This window comes from Aquabacterium sp. A7-Y, from assembly GCF_026153205.1.
Taxonomy (GTDB): domain Bacteria; phylum Pseudomonadota; class Gammaproteobacteria; order Burkholderiales; family Burkholderiaceae_C; genus Caldimonas.
The window spans coordinates 19,964-33,893 of record NZ_JAPFBW010000031.1 but is presented as its reverse complement, the minus strand read 5'-3'; the positions used below and the strand labels follow the sequence as shown (position 1 = coordinate 33,893).

Sequence of the window (13,930 nt, the reverse complement as noted above, 5' to 3'; positions counted from 1 at the left end):
GCCGGAGCGCACGCTGCCGCACGGTACCGATCAGCGGTCGGCACCGACGCAGGCAAGGGCGCGAACGCCGGGTGTCAGGGGGTGGGGCTTCAGCCGAGCCGGACCAGCTCCTCGTCCACGGCCTTCAGCACGTCCTGGGTGATCAGCCCGCCGGAGAACTGCGCCACGGTGGCGAGGGGAAAGCCGCGTGCCATGCTGATCTGCGGATGGTCCGACAGGCCGGGCAGGTGTTTCTCGAGGACGGCGCGTGTCGTTTCGTTGTCCAGCAGTTCGCCCAACTGGGTCTGGATGGAATAGCTCATCATGGCTCCTTGTCGTGTAGGGCTGGGTTCTTGAAAAAGGCAAGCGGTGCTTCGTTCAGGCGGGCGCGCGCTCCATCACGCGGTCGTGGGCGTCGACACGCGGGTCCATCACGTGGCGCCACAGCGGCGGCAGCAGCGCCATCACAACCGCGCATGCATAGCCGCAGGGCAACTGCGGGCTGGTGTCGAAACGGCGCAGCACCTGGTAGCGGCGTGCCGCATGGGCGTGGTGGTCGGAGTGGCGCTGCAGCTGGAACAGCATCAGGTTGCTGAACAGGAAATCGGAGTTCCAGGAGTGGCGCGGGTCGACCCGCTCCCAGCGGCCGTCGGCCAGCTGCCGGCGTTGCAAGCCGTAGTGCTCGATGTAGTTGATGACCTCGAGCAGGCAGATCGCGAAGAAGGCCTGGCCCGCGAAGTAGATGAGTCCCTGCCAGCCGCCGGCCAGCAGCATGCAGGCCGCTGCCAGCCCGGCGCTCACCGCGAACCAGCCGAGCACTTCGCTGCGCCAGACCCGCCAGGGCCGGCCACGCCGGGAGGTGTGGTGGCGCTCCAGCTCGAAGGCGCGCCCGACGTTGCGGCGCAGCGCCCGCGCGATGAAGCCGTAGACCGTCTCCCCGCGCCGTGCCGTGCTGCCGTCGGCCGGTGTCGCGACATCGACATGGTGACCGTAGATGTGCTCGACCTTGAAGGAGCCGTACAGCACCGAGGCCAGCAGCAGGCCGCCGGCGGTTTGCTCCACGCGGCTGGGCTTGTGGATCAGCTCGTGCGCGGTGTTGATGGCCAGTACGCCGCCCAGGCAGCCCATCGAGACCAGCCAACCGAGCTGGCCGAGCGGCCCGAAGGGCGCCTGCGTGTAGGCCCAGGCGCCCCACAGCATCGCGCCCAGCTGCAGCGGGACACACAGCAAGGTCAACGCCGGGTAGTAGCGGTCGCGTTCGAGCTCGGCCTCGCGCGCCGGGTCGGGGTTGCGGCGGTCACGGCCCACCAGCGTGTCGATCAGCGGGAAGAGGATGAAAAACTGCGAGGGCGTGTACCAGGCCCAGGCGTCCCAGTGGCCCCACCGCGAGGCGGCCGCCCAGGCAATGAAGGGCGGCAGGGCCGCCAGCAGGAACCACAGGAAGGCGAAACGCCGGTGCCCGTAAGGCTCGGCAGGAGGCGGCGTGTGCATGCCGCCCCGAAGGGTGCGATGGCCGGACCACATGTCTTGTCTCCTGGCGCGCTGACCGTGTGCCGGCGGCTGGCGCGGAATGTCGGCGCGCTGGGCGCGCTCTTGTCGGGTTCGTTCGTCTCTGTCTCTCTGGCTGTCAACGGGCTCGAAGGGTGCTTTTCCCTTTCGGGTGCTTGAAACCTTCGATTCAAACGTTCGTATGAAAATCAGGAACCATGGTGCCGACCGCGCGGCGCTTCGTCTGTACCAGGATGAAACGGGTGCGTCTGCTGTCAGGGGGCACAGGCCGGCGCGAGCGGCAGGTGCACGACAAACTCGCAGCCCTGGCCGCGCCCACCGCTGAAGGCCTCGATGCGGCCGCCGTGCAGGCGCACCAGCTGGCGCGCCAGCGTCAGGCCGATGCCCAGGCCGCCCTGGGCGCGCTCCAGCGAACCCTGCAGCTGCGAGAACATCTCGAACACTTCGTCGAGCTGTGACGGGGGAATGCCGATGCCGTTGTCGCAGACTGACACCCGCGCCTCACGGCCTTCGCAGTGCGCCCTCACGGCGATGCGCCCGCCGGGGTCGGTATAGCGGGCGGCGTTGTTGAGCAGGTTGGCGAAGACCTGCGTCAGGCGGGTGGCGTCGCCGTGCAGCAGCACCGGCTCGGCGGGCAGCTCGACGCTGAGGCGGTGGCCCATGCGCTCGATCAGCGGCCGGATGGTCTCCTGGGCGCCGGCCAGCACGGCGGCCAGGTCCAGGGTTTCGCGCTGCAGGTCGATGCGGCCGCGGCTGAGGCGACTCACATCGAGCAGGTCGTCGATCAGGTGCACCATGTGGCCGACCTGGCGCTCCATCATGTCGTGCACCTTGGCGAAGATCTCGGGCCGGTGGCCGGCCAGCTTCATCAGTTCCAGGCCGTTGCGGATCGGCGCGAGCGGGTTGCGCAGCTCGTGGGCCAGCGTGGCGAGGAATTCGTCCTTGCGCCGGTCGGCGGCCCTGAGCGTCTCCTCGGCCTGTTTGCGGTCGCTGATGTCCTGCACCGAGCCCACATAACCCAGCCAGCGTGCACTGCCGTCGTAGCGCGGCTGCGCGGCGTTCAGCACCCAGGCGTGGTGACCGTCGCGGCGGCGCAGGCGGTACTCCGTGCGGAAGGCCTCGTGGCGCGCGCTGTGTTCGGCGAAGAGGCGCTCCACCCGCTCGCGGTCCTCGGGGTGGACCATCTGCTGCCAGCCCAGTCCGAGGCCGTCAGGCATCTCCTGGCCGGTGAACTCGGTCCAGGATCGGCTCAGGTAGCTGCAGCGGCCGTCGCTCTCGCTCAGCCACACCATCATGGGCGCGTGATCGGCCAGCTGGCGAAACCGCGCCTCGCTCTCGCCCAAGGCGTCGCCCGCCGCGCGGCGCAGGCGGGCCAGGGCCAGCAGCGCGTCGACGCGGGCCAGCAGCTCGCGCGCGCTGAAGGGCTTGACGAGGTAGTCGTCCGCGCCCGCCTGCAGACCCGCCAGGCGCGCGTCTTCGGCGGCGCAGGCGGACAGCAGGATGACCGGCAGGCCGCTGGTGCCGCCGTCTTCCCGCAGCGCACGCAGCAGCCCCAGGCCGTCCAGCCGCGGCATCGTGATGTCGGCCACCACCAAGTCGGGCGGCTGCTGTCGTATCGCCTCCAGGGCCGCCTGCCCGTCCGGCACGGTCACCACCTGGTGCGACAGCGACAGCAGTCGGTGCAGGTAGTCGCGCATGTCGGCGCTGTCGTCGGCCAGCAGCACCCGGGCCGGCTGCAGCGGCGCCGCCGCCGGCGCTGACCACAGTGGGCAGCGCCGGTCCGTCTCCACCGGCTCCACGTCACGGCCTTCGTGCGCGCCGGGCGGACCGTCGATCTCAAGCCTCATCCCGGCACGTTCGATGGCGGATCGGAAGACGCTTGCGCGTTCGCCGTGCAGGCCGGCCGGGTCAACCGGCGCGTCGCTCGCCTGCAGGGGACCGGCCTCGAGGTGCGAGACGTCCAGCAGGTGGTCGAGCAGCTTGAGCAGGCGCTGCGCATTGCGGCGCACCAGACGCAGCGTCTCGTGCGCAGCGTGGTGTGCCGGGTCGTCCAGCAGATCCTGCAGCGGCGCCAGCACCAGTGTCAGCGGGGTGCGGAACTCGTCGCCGAGCTGCGAGAAGAAGGCCGCCTTGGCGCGCTCCAGCTCGGCCTGTGGCTCGGCATGCCGGCGCTCGTCCTCGTCGGCCGGCGCGCTGCTGAGTCGGGTCGCGATCTGCCCGGCGACCAGTTCGATGAGACGACGGTAGTCGGCGTCGAAGCGCCGCAGCGGATTGAGCCCGGCGACGAGAACCCCGATGGCGCGGCGGCGCCCCGGTGCCGGCAGTGCCATGACGACGGCATGCCGCGGCGGCGCGCCGTCGCATTGCGGCAGCTGCTCGAAGAAAGCGTCGGGCTGGGTCAGCAGCTGGGGCTGAAGCGAGTTGAGCGCGGCGAGTACGGGGCCCGCGCAGGGATGATCGAGCTCGATGCGAACAGCCCGACCGTGGGCTTGCGTGTCGGTGCTGCCGCTGGCGATCAGGTTCAGCTCGTCGTGCACGGGGTCGAGGGCGTAGAGCAGCACGAAAGGCAGGTCACGCCACCCGGTCGCCAGCGCTGCCGAAAGGAGCCGGCCGGCATCCTCCCTGGTCCTCGCGCCGCTCGTGCAGGCCGCGAGTTCATGCAGCAGATCGAGCTGGCGTTCGGCCATCGCGCCGCGGGTGCGGTCCACCAGCATGCCGATCAGCCCACCCGGTCCCTGGTGCTCGTCCGGTACGGCACTGCACGAGACCGAATAGCTGCTCTCCTCGGGACCGCTGTGGCGCTCCATCACCAGTTGCAGGTCCTCCTTTTCGAAGCTGCCCTGGTCGCCGCGCAGCACCGACGCGGCTTGCGGCGCAACCTGATCCCAGAGCGCTTGCCAGGTGTGCATCGCGGGGCGGCCCATTGCGTCGGGATGGCGCGCACCGAGTACCTCCCAGCAGGCATCGTTGTAGAAGTTGAAGCACTGCGGTCCCCACCAGACGAACATCGGCTGACGCGAGCCGAGCACGATGTGCACGGCGGTTTTCAGGGGCGCCGGCCAATCCTCGGGCGGACCGAGCGGCGTGTCGGCCCAGTGCGTCGCTCGCATCCGGGCGCCCGATTCGCCGCCGCCGAGCAGGAAGGCAGGTGGGGGGGCGTCGAGCCGGGAGGCGCTGGTCGGTTTCACAGGGATCCTTGTCGTTCCTGCGCCGTGCCGGCCGTCGCGACCCGCCAACCGCGCAGAGGCTGCATCGCGAAGTCTGGCAAGCGGCGTGCGCAGCGCCGTTCACTGTGGCGCCCGGCGGCTGCGCCATCGGCCATTGCGCTGACACCGTTTGGCGGGAAGCTGGGGGGGGCCGCGTCGAGTCGGTATGACGACCTTTCATTCCGCCCGTTTTTGCCGAACCCTGGCGACCTGCTCGAGGACCTGCCCCCGGTCTCGCTGCCTCTGGGTTCGCCCCTGGCAACCCGGCGTATCGCAGGCTGCAAGGCAGGGCGGCCCCCGGGCCTGTGTTACCACCGGGAGGCGCTGGCAGCGCTCCTCACCACCCGTCACCGCAGGCGGCAGCCGAGCGGTCGACGGCTGCGCCGGTTAACACAGTTAACCGTCCGACACGGCCGTAGCAAGAAGCGCGCTCGGACTGGCGCTATCGTAGTGCCCGGTTGCACGGCTTTCCTGGGGGCTGGTGCAATCGCCAGCCACCGGTGTACCGGGGACCGGCCGTGCCGCACGGCCGCTTCGGGCACCGAACCAGGAGCCGAACTTGAGTCGTGATTCATTGCCGCCCTCGGAAGCACGCCCGCCCAGGCGGCAGCTGTTGCCGAGGGGTCTGCGCCGCGTCTTGCTCCTGCTGGTCGTCGCGCTGCCCTTGGCGCTGGCCGTCTATCTGACCCTGATGGCGGCTTCGACGCCGGACGCGGAAGCTCTGCGCTCCGCGCATGCAGAGCGGCCCAGCGTGCTGCTGTCGGCCGACGGCAAGACGCTGGCGACCTTCCGTCGCGCGGCCCGCGAGCCGGTGACGCTGGATCGCATCTCGCCGCTGCTGGTGAAGGCCCTGATCGCCACCGAAGACCACCGCTTCCATGAACACGAGGGCATCGACTTCGTGCGCAGCGCTGCGGCCGTGCTGCACACGCTCAGCGGCGATCCGCAGGGCGGCTCGACGCTGACGCAGCAGCTGGCTCGCAACCTCTTCCCTGAAGAGATCGGCCGCTCCCGCTCGCTCAACCGCAAGGTCAAGGAGATGATTGCGGCGCGGCGCATCGAGAAGGTGCTGAGCAAGCAGCAGATCCTGGAGAGCTATCTCAACAACGTGCCCTTCCTCTACGGCGTGGTCGGCATCGAGATGGCCGCGCGCACCTATTTCGGCAAGGCGGCCGCGCAGCTCGACGCGCTGGAGAGCGCGACGTTGGTCGGCATGCTGAAGGGCACCTATTACTACAACCCGGTGATCCACCCCGAGCGCGCCCGCGCCCGCCGCAATGTCGTGCTGGGCCAGATGGCGCGCCACGGGGTGATCGACGAGGCGCAGCTGCGCAGCCTCTCGACGCGCCCCTTGGACCTCGAGTTCACGCGTCCCAGCGAGGACCTCGGCAGCGCGCCGCACTTCGCGGCCCACGTGCGCAAGTGGTTGAGCGAATGGGCCGAGGAGCGCGGCATGGACCTCTACCGCGACGGGCTGGTGGTTCATACCACGCTGGACAGTCGGCTGCAGGCGGCTGCCGAGAGTTCGCTGCGCGAGCAGGCCGCCGGTCTGCAGCAGGTCGCGGCGGTCGAGTGGAGTCGCGCCGCGCTGCCATCGCTGGGCTCGACCACCGCGGCCTACCGCAGTGCCTCGGCCAAGGCCGCGCCGTTCGCTCACTTCTGGCGCCAGGGCCGCCAGCTGGAGCAGGATTTCATCCGCGAGTCGGCCGAGTTCAAGAAGCGGGTCGCGAGCGGCATCGCGGAACGCGATGCGCTGGCGCAATTGCAGGCCGACGAGGCTTTCCTGACCCGGCTGCGCGAGGACAAGACCCGCCTGGAGGCCGGTTTTGTCGCGATCGACCCGCGCAACGGCGAGGTGCGGGCCTGGGTCGGCAGCCGCGACTTCGCGCGCGACCAGTTCGACCACGTCGCCCAGGCGCAACGCCAGCCCGGCTCGACCTTCAAGCCGTTTGTCTATGCGGCGGCGCTGGCCAACGGCATCGAGCCCTACCGCCTCTATCTCGATGCACCGGTGGAGGTGCGGCAGGCCGACGGCAGCGTCTGGCGCCCGACCGACATGTCCGGCTTCAGCGGGCGCGAGATGAGCCTGCGCGAGGGTTTGATCCATTCGAAAAACACCATCACCGCGCAGGTGATGCAGCAGGTGGGCGTGGTTGACGTGGTGGCCTTGGCGCGTGCCGCCGGGGTGCGGCAGAGCCGGCTCGACCCGGTGCCCTCGCTCGCGCTCGGCACCAGCCCGGTGACCTTGCTGGAGATGGCCACGGCCTACGCGACCATCGCGGCGCAGGGCGACTGGCGCGAGCCGGTGCTGGTGCGGCGCATCACCGACGCCCATGGCGAGGTGCTGGCCCAGTTCGTCGGCGATAGCCGCACCGCGTTTTCTGCCGATGTCGCGGTCGAGCTGATCGACATGATGCGCGGTGTGATGCGGGAGGGCACCGGCGCCGGGGTGCGCCAGCGCTTCGGCCTGGAGGCCGACTTCGCCGGCAAGACCGGGACGACCCAGAACAACACCGACGGCTGGTTCATGCTGATGCATCCCGAGCTGGTGGGCGGCGCCTGGGTCGGCTTCAACGACCAGCGCGTGACCCTGCGCAGCGACTACTGGGGGCAGGGCGCGCACAACGCGGCCCTGGTGGTGGGCGACTTCTTCCGCAGCGCGCTGAAGATGAAGGCGCTGGACGCCAAGGCCAGCTTCCCGCCGTCGCGTTATCCGCCGCCTCCGCCGATGCCGCCCGAGCTGCCGGAAGACGCCGCCTCGGACCTGCCGTCCGAGCTTCCCGATCCGCTGTTCGAGGGCGAAGGCAGCGCGCCCCCGTCGCCGCTGCCGGGCATCGACGACGACGGCCCGCCGCCCGAACCCGGCGCCAGCGCTCCACTGCCGCCGGACGCCGCGGCACCGAAAGGCTCGGCCGAGCTGGAGCGGGTCGTGCGCAGCCTGCGGCAGGACGTGCGTGAGGTGCCGCCTCCCTCCGATGCCGGTGCGGCGCCGCCGCCTCCGGGCGGCGTGCGCGGCGCCGGTGCCGGTGCGGTGCTCGACGCGCTGCGGCAGGACCCGGCGTTCGGCCAAAAGCCGTAACCCTTGCTGCGCAGCGTCGCTGCTGCGCAAGCGCTTCATCGACTCAGTGGCGCTGACGAAGCGCCTGCTTGTTGCTCGGGCCGTGCCGCATCGGTGAGGCGGTCAAGCGCACAGACCTTCCAGCGCCTGCAGCGTGGGATCGTCGAGCCTCCCGGCCTCGCGGGCCAGCGCCAGCTGCCGGCGCGTCAGCTCGCGATAAAAACGGCCATGCTCTTCGCCCAGCGTGTCCATCGCCGCGAAGTGGCGCTGCAGCACCCCGAGGTCGCCGCGCGAGACCGGCCCCGCCAAGGCGCCGGCCAGGCCGCGTGTACCGGCGGAGGCCAAGGTCCCGCGGGCGATCGGCAACAGGGCCCGCAGGGCCTGTTGCGGGTCGACCCCGAAGCTGGCCCATACCGAGGCCGCCTCGGCCAGCATCGACAGCAGGAAGCTTGCCGCGAAGCTGGCGCCGGCGTGGTAGCGCGTGCGGGCGCCCGGGGGCAGCGTGATCGGGTGCATTTCCAGGCGCTGCGCCATCTCGTGCAGTGCCGCCGACAAGGTGCCGTCCGCTTCGATCGCGACACTGCTGCCCGGCAGCAGTTCGAGGGCCAGCTCGGGGTCCGAGAAGATCTGCAGCGGGTGAAACCCGCCGGTGGCCGCACCCTGCCGTGCCGCCGGCGCCAGCTCGCCGACCTCGGTGGCCCCGCTGCAGTGCACGACCATCTGTCCGGACCGCCAAGGCAGGGCGGCGCAGACGGCGGCGATGCGGTCGTCCGGCACCGTGAGGAACACGAGCTCGGCGCGCTGCACGGCGTCCTCGGGCGGCAGCGCCGCGCAGGCCGGCAGGGCCGCGGCCAGCTCGCGTGCCGAGTTGGGGTTGCGGCTGGCTACCGCCGCCACGGTTGAACCGCGCGCGGACAGGGACAAGGCGAGGGTGCGGGCCAGACGGCCGGCACCGATGAAACAGAGGGTGGGCAGTTGCATGGGCTCTGGTGGGCTGATTCGGCCCACTAGCATGCAGCAAAAGCGTAGCGCCCATGCCATCTCGTCATGGGTCGCTGACGAGGCGGCCCAAGGCGCTCCCGTACCGACCGCAATCTTTGCGGGTCTTCCAGTCCCCCCGCGCAGGTCTTTCCTGGCTGCATGAGCGCAGGCGGGGCCGGCGGGCCGGTGCCCCCCGGGCACCCCCATTGCCAGAACCTGCACATCACCCGTTTCCTCCAGGCCATCGCTCCATGACCTCTCCGTCCCTCCCCACAGCCCTTGCCGTCGAGACCGGCCTGCAGGCGACCGTCCCGGTCGTCGAGGAGATCCCAGTCCTGACGCGCAGCGTCGAGCAGACCGGGGCAGTGCGGGTGAGGATCGTGACCGAGGCCGAGACGCGGCGTCTCGACACGCCGGAGCTGCACGAGGACGTGGTGGTCGAGCGGGTGCCGGTCGGCCGGCCCTGCGAAGAGCGTCGCGCGCCCTGGCAGGACGGCGACGTCTGGGTGGTTCCCGTCTACGAAGAGCAGGTGGTGGTCGAGCGCCGCTGGATCCTCAAGGAAGAGGTCCGCCTGCACCGGCGACAACGCAGCACGCCCGGCACCCGAGAGGTGGTGCTCAGGCGCGAGCAGGCGGTGGTCGAACGCCAGCAGCCCGACGGGTCCTGGCAGGCCGTGGACTGAGAACCGTCAGCACGCGTGGCTTCAGGGGGCAACCGCCCCCTGGGGCGGCGCTTTGCCGAAGCGGCGGGTGCGCCCGTCTTTCATCACAAACGGAAGGAGCTTCTCATGCGACAGACAGTGGTTGGTGTTTTTGATCGATATGCGGCGGCCCAGCAAGCCGCCAATGCCTTGGCATCGCGAGGGATCGACCCCGACTGCATCCACGTCACCGGGCCCGCCGGCCAGGAACGCGGCGCAGATCTGAACGATGACGACACAGGTGTCGTGGGTCACATCCGCCACTTTTTTGCCGAACTGTTCGGGCCGGACGACGAGCGCGAGGTCGGCCAGTACGCCGACGCGGTCCGCAACGGTGCCGCCGTGGTGAAGGTGGATGTCGAGGACGAGCCGCGCATCGACCTGGCCCGCGAAGCGCTGCTGGATGCCGGCGCGGTCGACATCGAAGAGCACGCCGCGCTGCGGCGCGGTGCAGCCTCGGGTGCGGTCGCGGCCTCGAAGGTCGGCCGCAGTGCCACCGTGCAGGAGGACGTGATCCCCGTCGTCAAGGAAGAGCTGGAGGTGGGCAAGCGATCGGTCTCCTCCGGCGGCGTGCGTGTCTATGCACGCACCCTCGAGACGCCGGTGCAGGAGACGCTGGACCTCGCCTCCGAGCATGCCCGCGTGGAGCGCCGCCCGGTCAATCGCCCGGCGACGGCGGCGGACCTGCTGCCGGCCGGCGAACGCACGCTGGAAGTGCGCGAGACGGCCGAGAAGGCGGTCGTGCACAAAAGCGCGCGCGTGGTCGAGGAAGTGGTGGTCGGCAAGGACGTCAGCCACGAGCAGAAGACCGTGCGGGACCAGCTCAAGCGCACCGAGGTGGAGGTGGAGCGCCTCGGCGCCGGCTCGGTCCAGCCCTTCGAGTCCTACGACGGCGAGTTCCGCAGCCACTTCGGTACCAGCCATGGCAGCGCCGGCTCCCGCTACGAGGACTACCTGCCGGCCTACCGCTTCGGCCACGGCCTGGCCAGCGACAGCCGATACGCCGGCCGGCGCTGGGAAGAGGTGGAGGCGGATGCCCGGCGCGACTGGACCACGGCCCACCCCGGCAGCCCCTGGGAGCGCGCCAAGCTCGCGGTGCGCCATGCCTGGGAGCGCGTGAGCGGCTGATAGAGCCGGGCACCCGGGCGGCGCGTCAACCCGACGCGCCGCCCGGGCGTTGCATGCGGCAGGCCGGTCGCGGCACGTTTCGGCGTGCGGGACGGTCGCTCCGGCGGTACCAAGGAGTTTGTTGTTGTCCAAGCTATATGTCCCGGCGCGCACCGCGCTGGCCGCATGCCTGCTGTCCTGCCTGCCGCTGCAGGCGAAACAGCCCACCCACCCGCCGCAGTGGTCCTACCAGGGCCCGCAAGGCCCCGCCCGCTGGGCGGAGCTCGATGCCGGCTTCGAGGCCTGCGCCATCGGCCGGCACCAGTCGCCCATCGACATGCGCGGCGCCCGGCCTGCCGAGCTGCCCGAGCTCGGTTTCGGCTACGGCAGCCTGTCTGCTTCCATCGTCGACAACGGCCACACCGTGCAGATCGACGTGCCACCCGGGCAGCGGCTGCAGGTGGGCGAGCGGCGTTATGAGCTGCTGCAGTTCCACTTCCACACGCCCAGCGAGGAGCGCATCGAGGGCAAGGCCTGGCCCATGGTCGCCCACCTCGTGCACCGGGATGCCGAAGGCCGGCTGGGTGTGGTCGCCGTGCTGCTGCAAGCGGGTCGCGCCGGTTCGGGCTTCGACGCCGTGCTGAGCCGACTGCCCCGGCGCGAAGGCAAGACGCCGACACCGGCCGACTTCTCGCTGGACCTCCAGACCTTGCTGCCCCGGCAGCGCGGCTACTACGACTTCGAGGGCTCGCTGACGACGCCGCCCTGCGCGGAAGGTGTGCATTGGATGGTGATGCGCGAGCCGGTGGAAGTGCTGCCGCGGAGCATCGCAGCCTTCCGCCGGCTCTATCCGGCCAATGCCCGCCCGGTGCAGCCGCTCAACGGCCGGGAGGTGCGGGTCTCGCGCTGAGGCGGGGGCGGCGGGCCGGGCGAAAGCCGGAGCAACACCGCCTTTCCGGTCTTTCTCCGCGGCTCGACCCCGGGCCGCCTTGCGCACACTGGCCGGGTATCCCAGAACCAAGCCAGAACCAAGGCGGCAAGCCATGCAGCGTCTCAACCGCATCGACCTCCAGCGCTGGATCACCACCGGGGCCACCTTGCACCCGCGCGACCTCGCGGCGCAGGCCAGCCTGCGCTTCGGCGTCGGTCGCAGCACCATCTCGCGTGCCCTGCGCGAGCTGATCGACAGCGGCTGGCTGCAGCGCGAGGGCCGCAGCCGGCCGCACTACCGGCCCGGCGCCTTGCGCGAGGTGACACGCAGCTACGCCATCGCCGGTCTGGACGAGCAGACGCCGTGGGAGCGTGACTTCACGCCCTGCTTCGACCTGCCGCCGGGCGTGGCCGGCCTGGCCCACCATGCCTTCACCGAGCTGCTCAACAACGCCATCGACCACAGCGGGGGCCGCCAGGTCACGGTGTCGATGCGGCAGAACCGCACCCACCTGCACCTGCTGGTGAGCGACGACGGCTGCGGCGCCTTCGAGCGCATCCGCAGCGCCTTTGCGATCGACGACCCGCGCCTGGCCCTGCTGGAGCTCAGCAAGGGCAAGCTCACGACCCAGCCCGAGCGCCACACCGGGCGCGGGCTGTTTTTCACCTCGCGCCTGTTCGACGTGTTCGACCTGTATGCCAACGGCCTGGTGTTCCAGCACCAGCACTGGCAGCGCCGCGACTGGCTGTCGGCCAACCCCTTGCACCGCCCTGGCACGACGGTCTTCATGTCGCTGCCCCTCAACACCGCGCGCACCTTGGCGCAGGTCTACGAGGAGCATTACGGCGAAGCGAGCCGTGCCGACTTCGCGCGCACCGTGGTGCCGATGCGGCTGGCCCGGCTGGCCGGCGAGGACCTGGAGTCGCGTGCCCAGGCCAAGCGTATCGTCTCGCGCTTCGAGCGCTTCGAGACGGTGGAGCTGGACTTCGCCGATATCCCGGCGATCGGCCAGGCCTTTGCCGACGAGCTGTTCCGCGTGTTCGCGCAGCAACACCCGGGCGTCACACTGCGCCCGGTCAACATGAGCGCGGCGGTGGCCCAGGCGGTGCGCGAAGCCGCCCACGCCTGATCGCGGCGGGCCCGCCCGCGCTGCTCAGCCCTTGAGTGCCCTCAGGATCTCGTAGCACGCCCCGGTGGTGTGGTAGTCCACCTTGCCGGCCGGGCTCTTGGCGTCGGTGAGCTTGCGGTGCTCGCGTGTGAGGATGCGAAACCACGCGCCGTGCTCGTGGTCCACCCAGTGCCGCCAGCAGTAGGCCCAGAGCCGGTCGTACCAGTCCCAGTACGGGGCCTTGCCGGTGCGTGCACCCAGCACGGCCGCGGCAGCCAGGCTCTCCGCCTGCACCCAGTGGTACTTGTCGTCGTCGCAGACCGTGAAGTCGGGCGCGAAGCCGTAGACGATGCCGCCGTGGGTGTCGTCCCAGGCGTGGCGCAGGCCGGCCTCGAACAGGCTTTCGGCGCGCGGCAGCAGCCAGGGCAGCGGCCGGTGCCGCTCCAGGATCAGCAGCAGCTTGGCCCACTCGGTCAGGTGCCCCGGCTGGAAGCCCCAGGGCCGGAAGATGTTGCTGCGGTCGTGCCGGTTGTAGTCCCAGTCGGGGCTCCAGTCCTCGCGGTAGTGCTCCCAGACCAGCCCGCCGGTCTTACCGGCCTGGCGCTGCACGATGGACTCGGCCACGCTCGCGGCGCGGTCGAGGTAGCGGACCTCACCGGTGGCCTCGTAGGCGGCGAGCAGGGCTTCGGTGGCGTGCATGTTGGCGTTCTGGCCGCGGTAGGGCCGCAGCTGCCAGCCGGGTGTCGCCTCGTCGGCATACAGCTGCTGCGCCGGCTCCCAGAAACGTTGTTCCAGCAGCTCCCAGGTCTCGTCCAGCCACGCTTTGGCCTCGGCCATGCCGGCCTGCACCGCGTGCGCGTACGCCAGCAGCACGAAGGCCAGGCCGTAGCAGTGATTGGTCGCGTCGCTCACCTCGGCGCGGCCGTCCTGCCAGCGCAGCTGCCAGGCGTAGCCGCCGGTCTCGCGGTTGCGGTGCGCCTCACGCAGGAAACGCACCGCGTGCTCCATGTGCCGGCGGTAGGCGGGCTCGTCGAAGTGGCGCGAGGCCATGGCCCAGAGGAAGACGAAACGTGTGCTGCTCACCAGGTGGCGCGTGTGCGCGTCGTAGACCGTGCCGTCGTCCTTGAAGAAGTGGAAAAAGCCGCCGCTCGGGTCGAGCGCGCGCGGGTGGTAGAAGGCCAGGATGTCGTGCACGTGGTCCAGCACGGTCTGTCGGCGGTGGAAGTCGGGCAAGGCAGGCGGCATGGCGGCTCGGGGTGCAAGGGCGGCGGCATGACGACCGCGCGTGGGTGGGGCAGGGTCGATATGTTCACATAAAAAACAAAGACCGGTTCACGCGCTCGCACCGAT

General features: G+C 70.6%; 10 protein-coding genes. 5 read left to right on the top strand and 5 right to left on the bottom strand.

Going from position 1 to position 13,930, the window contains the following annotated elements; translation table 11 throughout:
* Nucleotides 1-89: 89 nt before the first annotated feature.
* From OOT46_RS23720 to OOT46_RS23710, 3 genes are all read right to left on the bottom strand, one after another.
* On the bottom strand, nt 90-302 hold the full coding sequence (locus OOT46_RS23720) for a hypothetical protein (protein WP_265406102.1): 213 nt from the start codon (nt 300-302) through the stop codon (nt 90-92).
* A 55-nt stretch (nt 303-357) separates the two neighbouring features.
* Nucleotides 358-1,503, bottom strand: coding sequence for an alkane 1-monooxygenase (locus OOT46_RS23715; RefSeq protein WP_265406101.1), 1,146 nt, complete (start codon nt 1,501-1,503; stop codon nt 358-360).
* Nucleotides 1,504-1,742: 239 nt separating this feature from the next.
* Nucleotides 1,743-4,676 carry an ATP-binding protein gene (locus OOT46_RS23710; RefSeq protein ID WP_265406100.1) on the bottom strand — a complete coding sequence of 978 codons (2,934 nt, stop codon included), beginning with the start codon at nt 4,674-4,676 and terminating at the stop codon, nt 1,743-1,745.
* A gap of 577 nt (nt 4,677-5,253) precedes the next feature.
* Between OOT46_RS23710 and OOT46_RS23705 the strand changes: the two genes are divergently transcribed.
* Complete coding sequence (locus OOT46_RS23705; protein ID WP_265406099.1) at nt 5,254-7,773, top strand: penicillin-binding protein 1A; 2,520 nt, start codon at nt 5,254-5,256, stop codon at nt 7,771-7,773.
* 102 nt (nt 7,774-7,875) lie between these two features.
* Here OOT46_RS23705 and OOT46_RS23700 read toward each other — a convergent pair whose 3' ends face one another.
* Nucleotides 7,876-8,733 (bottom strand): Rossmann-like and DUF2520 domain-containing protein, encoded by an 858-nt coding sequence (locus OOT46_RS23700; RefSeq protein WP_265406098.1) that lies wholly within the window; start codon nt 8,731-8,733, stop codon nt 7,876-7,878.
* 251 nt (nt 8,734-8,984) lie between these two features.
* On the opposite strand from OOT46_RS23700, the gene OOT46_RS23695 reads away from it, so the two are divergent.
* The 4 genes from OOT46_RS23695 to OOT46_RS23680 all read left to right on the top strand — a co-directional run bounded on the left by OOT46_RS23695 (nt 8,985) and on the right by OOT46_RS23680 (nt 12,601).
* Entirely contained in the window at nt 8,985-9,416 is a 432-nt protein-coding gene (locus OOT46_RS23695) for a YsnF/AvaK domain-containing protein (protein ID WP_265406097.1), read from the top strand.
* A gap of 105 nt (nt 9,417-9,521) precedes the next feature.
* Entirely contained in the window at nt 9,522-10,562 is a 1,041-nt protein-coding gene (locus tag OOT46_RS23690) for a YsnF/AvaK domain-containing protein (protein WP_265406096.1), read from the top strand.
* Nucleotides 10,563-10,686: 124 nt separating this feature from the next.
* The gene (locus OOT46_RS23685; protein WP_265406095.1) at nt 10,687-11,451 is read left to right on the top strand and encodes a carbonic anhydrase; all 765 of its coding nucleotides are present in this window, start codon (nt 10,687-10,689) and stop codon (nt 11,449-11,451) included.
* A 133-nt stretch (nt 11,452-11,584) separates the two neighbouring features.
* Complete coding sequence (locus OOT46_RS23680) at nt 11,585-12,601, top strand: STAS-like domain-containing protein (RefSeq protein WP_265406094.1); 1,017 nt, start codon at nt 11,585-11,587, stop codon at nt 12,599-12,601.
* A 24-nt stretch (nt 12,602-12,625) separates the two neighbouring features.
* Here the strand turns inward: OOT46_RS23680 and OOT46_RS23675 are convergent, their stop codons facing one another.
* The gene (locus OOT46_RS23675) at nt 12,626-13,825 is read right to left on the bottom strand and encodes an AGE family epimerase/isomerase (RefSeq protein ID WP_265406093.1); all 1,200 of its coding nucleotides are present in this window, start codon (nt 13,823-13,825) and stop codon (nt 12,626-12,628) included.
* Between the last annotated feature and the right edge of the window lie 105 nt (nt 13,826-13,930).

What these genes read in the sequence shown, in the direction of transcription:
- OOT46_RS23690 (WP_265406096.1), top strand. Translation starts at nt 9,522, where the DNA reads ATGCGACAGACAGTGGTTGGTGTTTTTGATCGATATGCGGCGGCCCAG.
- OOT46_RS23720 (WP_265406102.1), bottom strand. Translation starts at nt 302, where the DNA reads ATGAGCTATTCCATCCAGACCCAGTTGGGCGAACTGCTGGACAACGAA.
- OOT46_RS23715 (WP_265406101.1), bottom strand. Translation starts at nt 1,503, where the DNA reads ATGTGGTCCGGCCATCGCACCCTTCGGGGCGGCATGCACACGCCGCCT.
- OOT46_RS23695 (WP_265406097.1), top strand. Translation starts at nt 8,985, where the DNA reads ATGACCTCTCCGTCCCTCCCCACAGCCCTTGCCGTCGAGACCGGCCTG.
- OOT46_RS23675 (WP_265406093.1), bottom strand. Translation starts at nt 13,825, where the DNA reads ATGCCGCCTGCCTTGCCCGACTTCCACCGCCGACAGACCGTGCTGGAC.
- OOT46_RS23700 (WP_265406098.1), bottom strand. Translation starts at nt 8,733, where the DNA reads ATGCAACTGCCCACCCTCTGTTTCATCGGTGCCGGCCGTCTGGCCCGC.
- OOT46_RS23680 (WP_265406094.1), top strand. Translation starts at nt 11,585, where the DNA reads ATGCAGCGTCTCAACCGCATCGACCTCCAGCGCTGGATCACCACCGGG.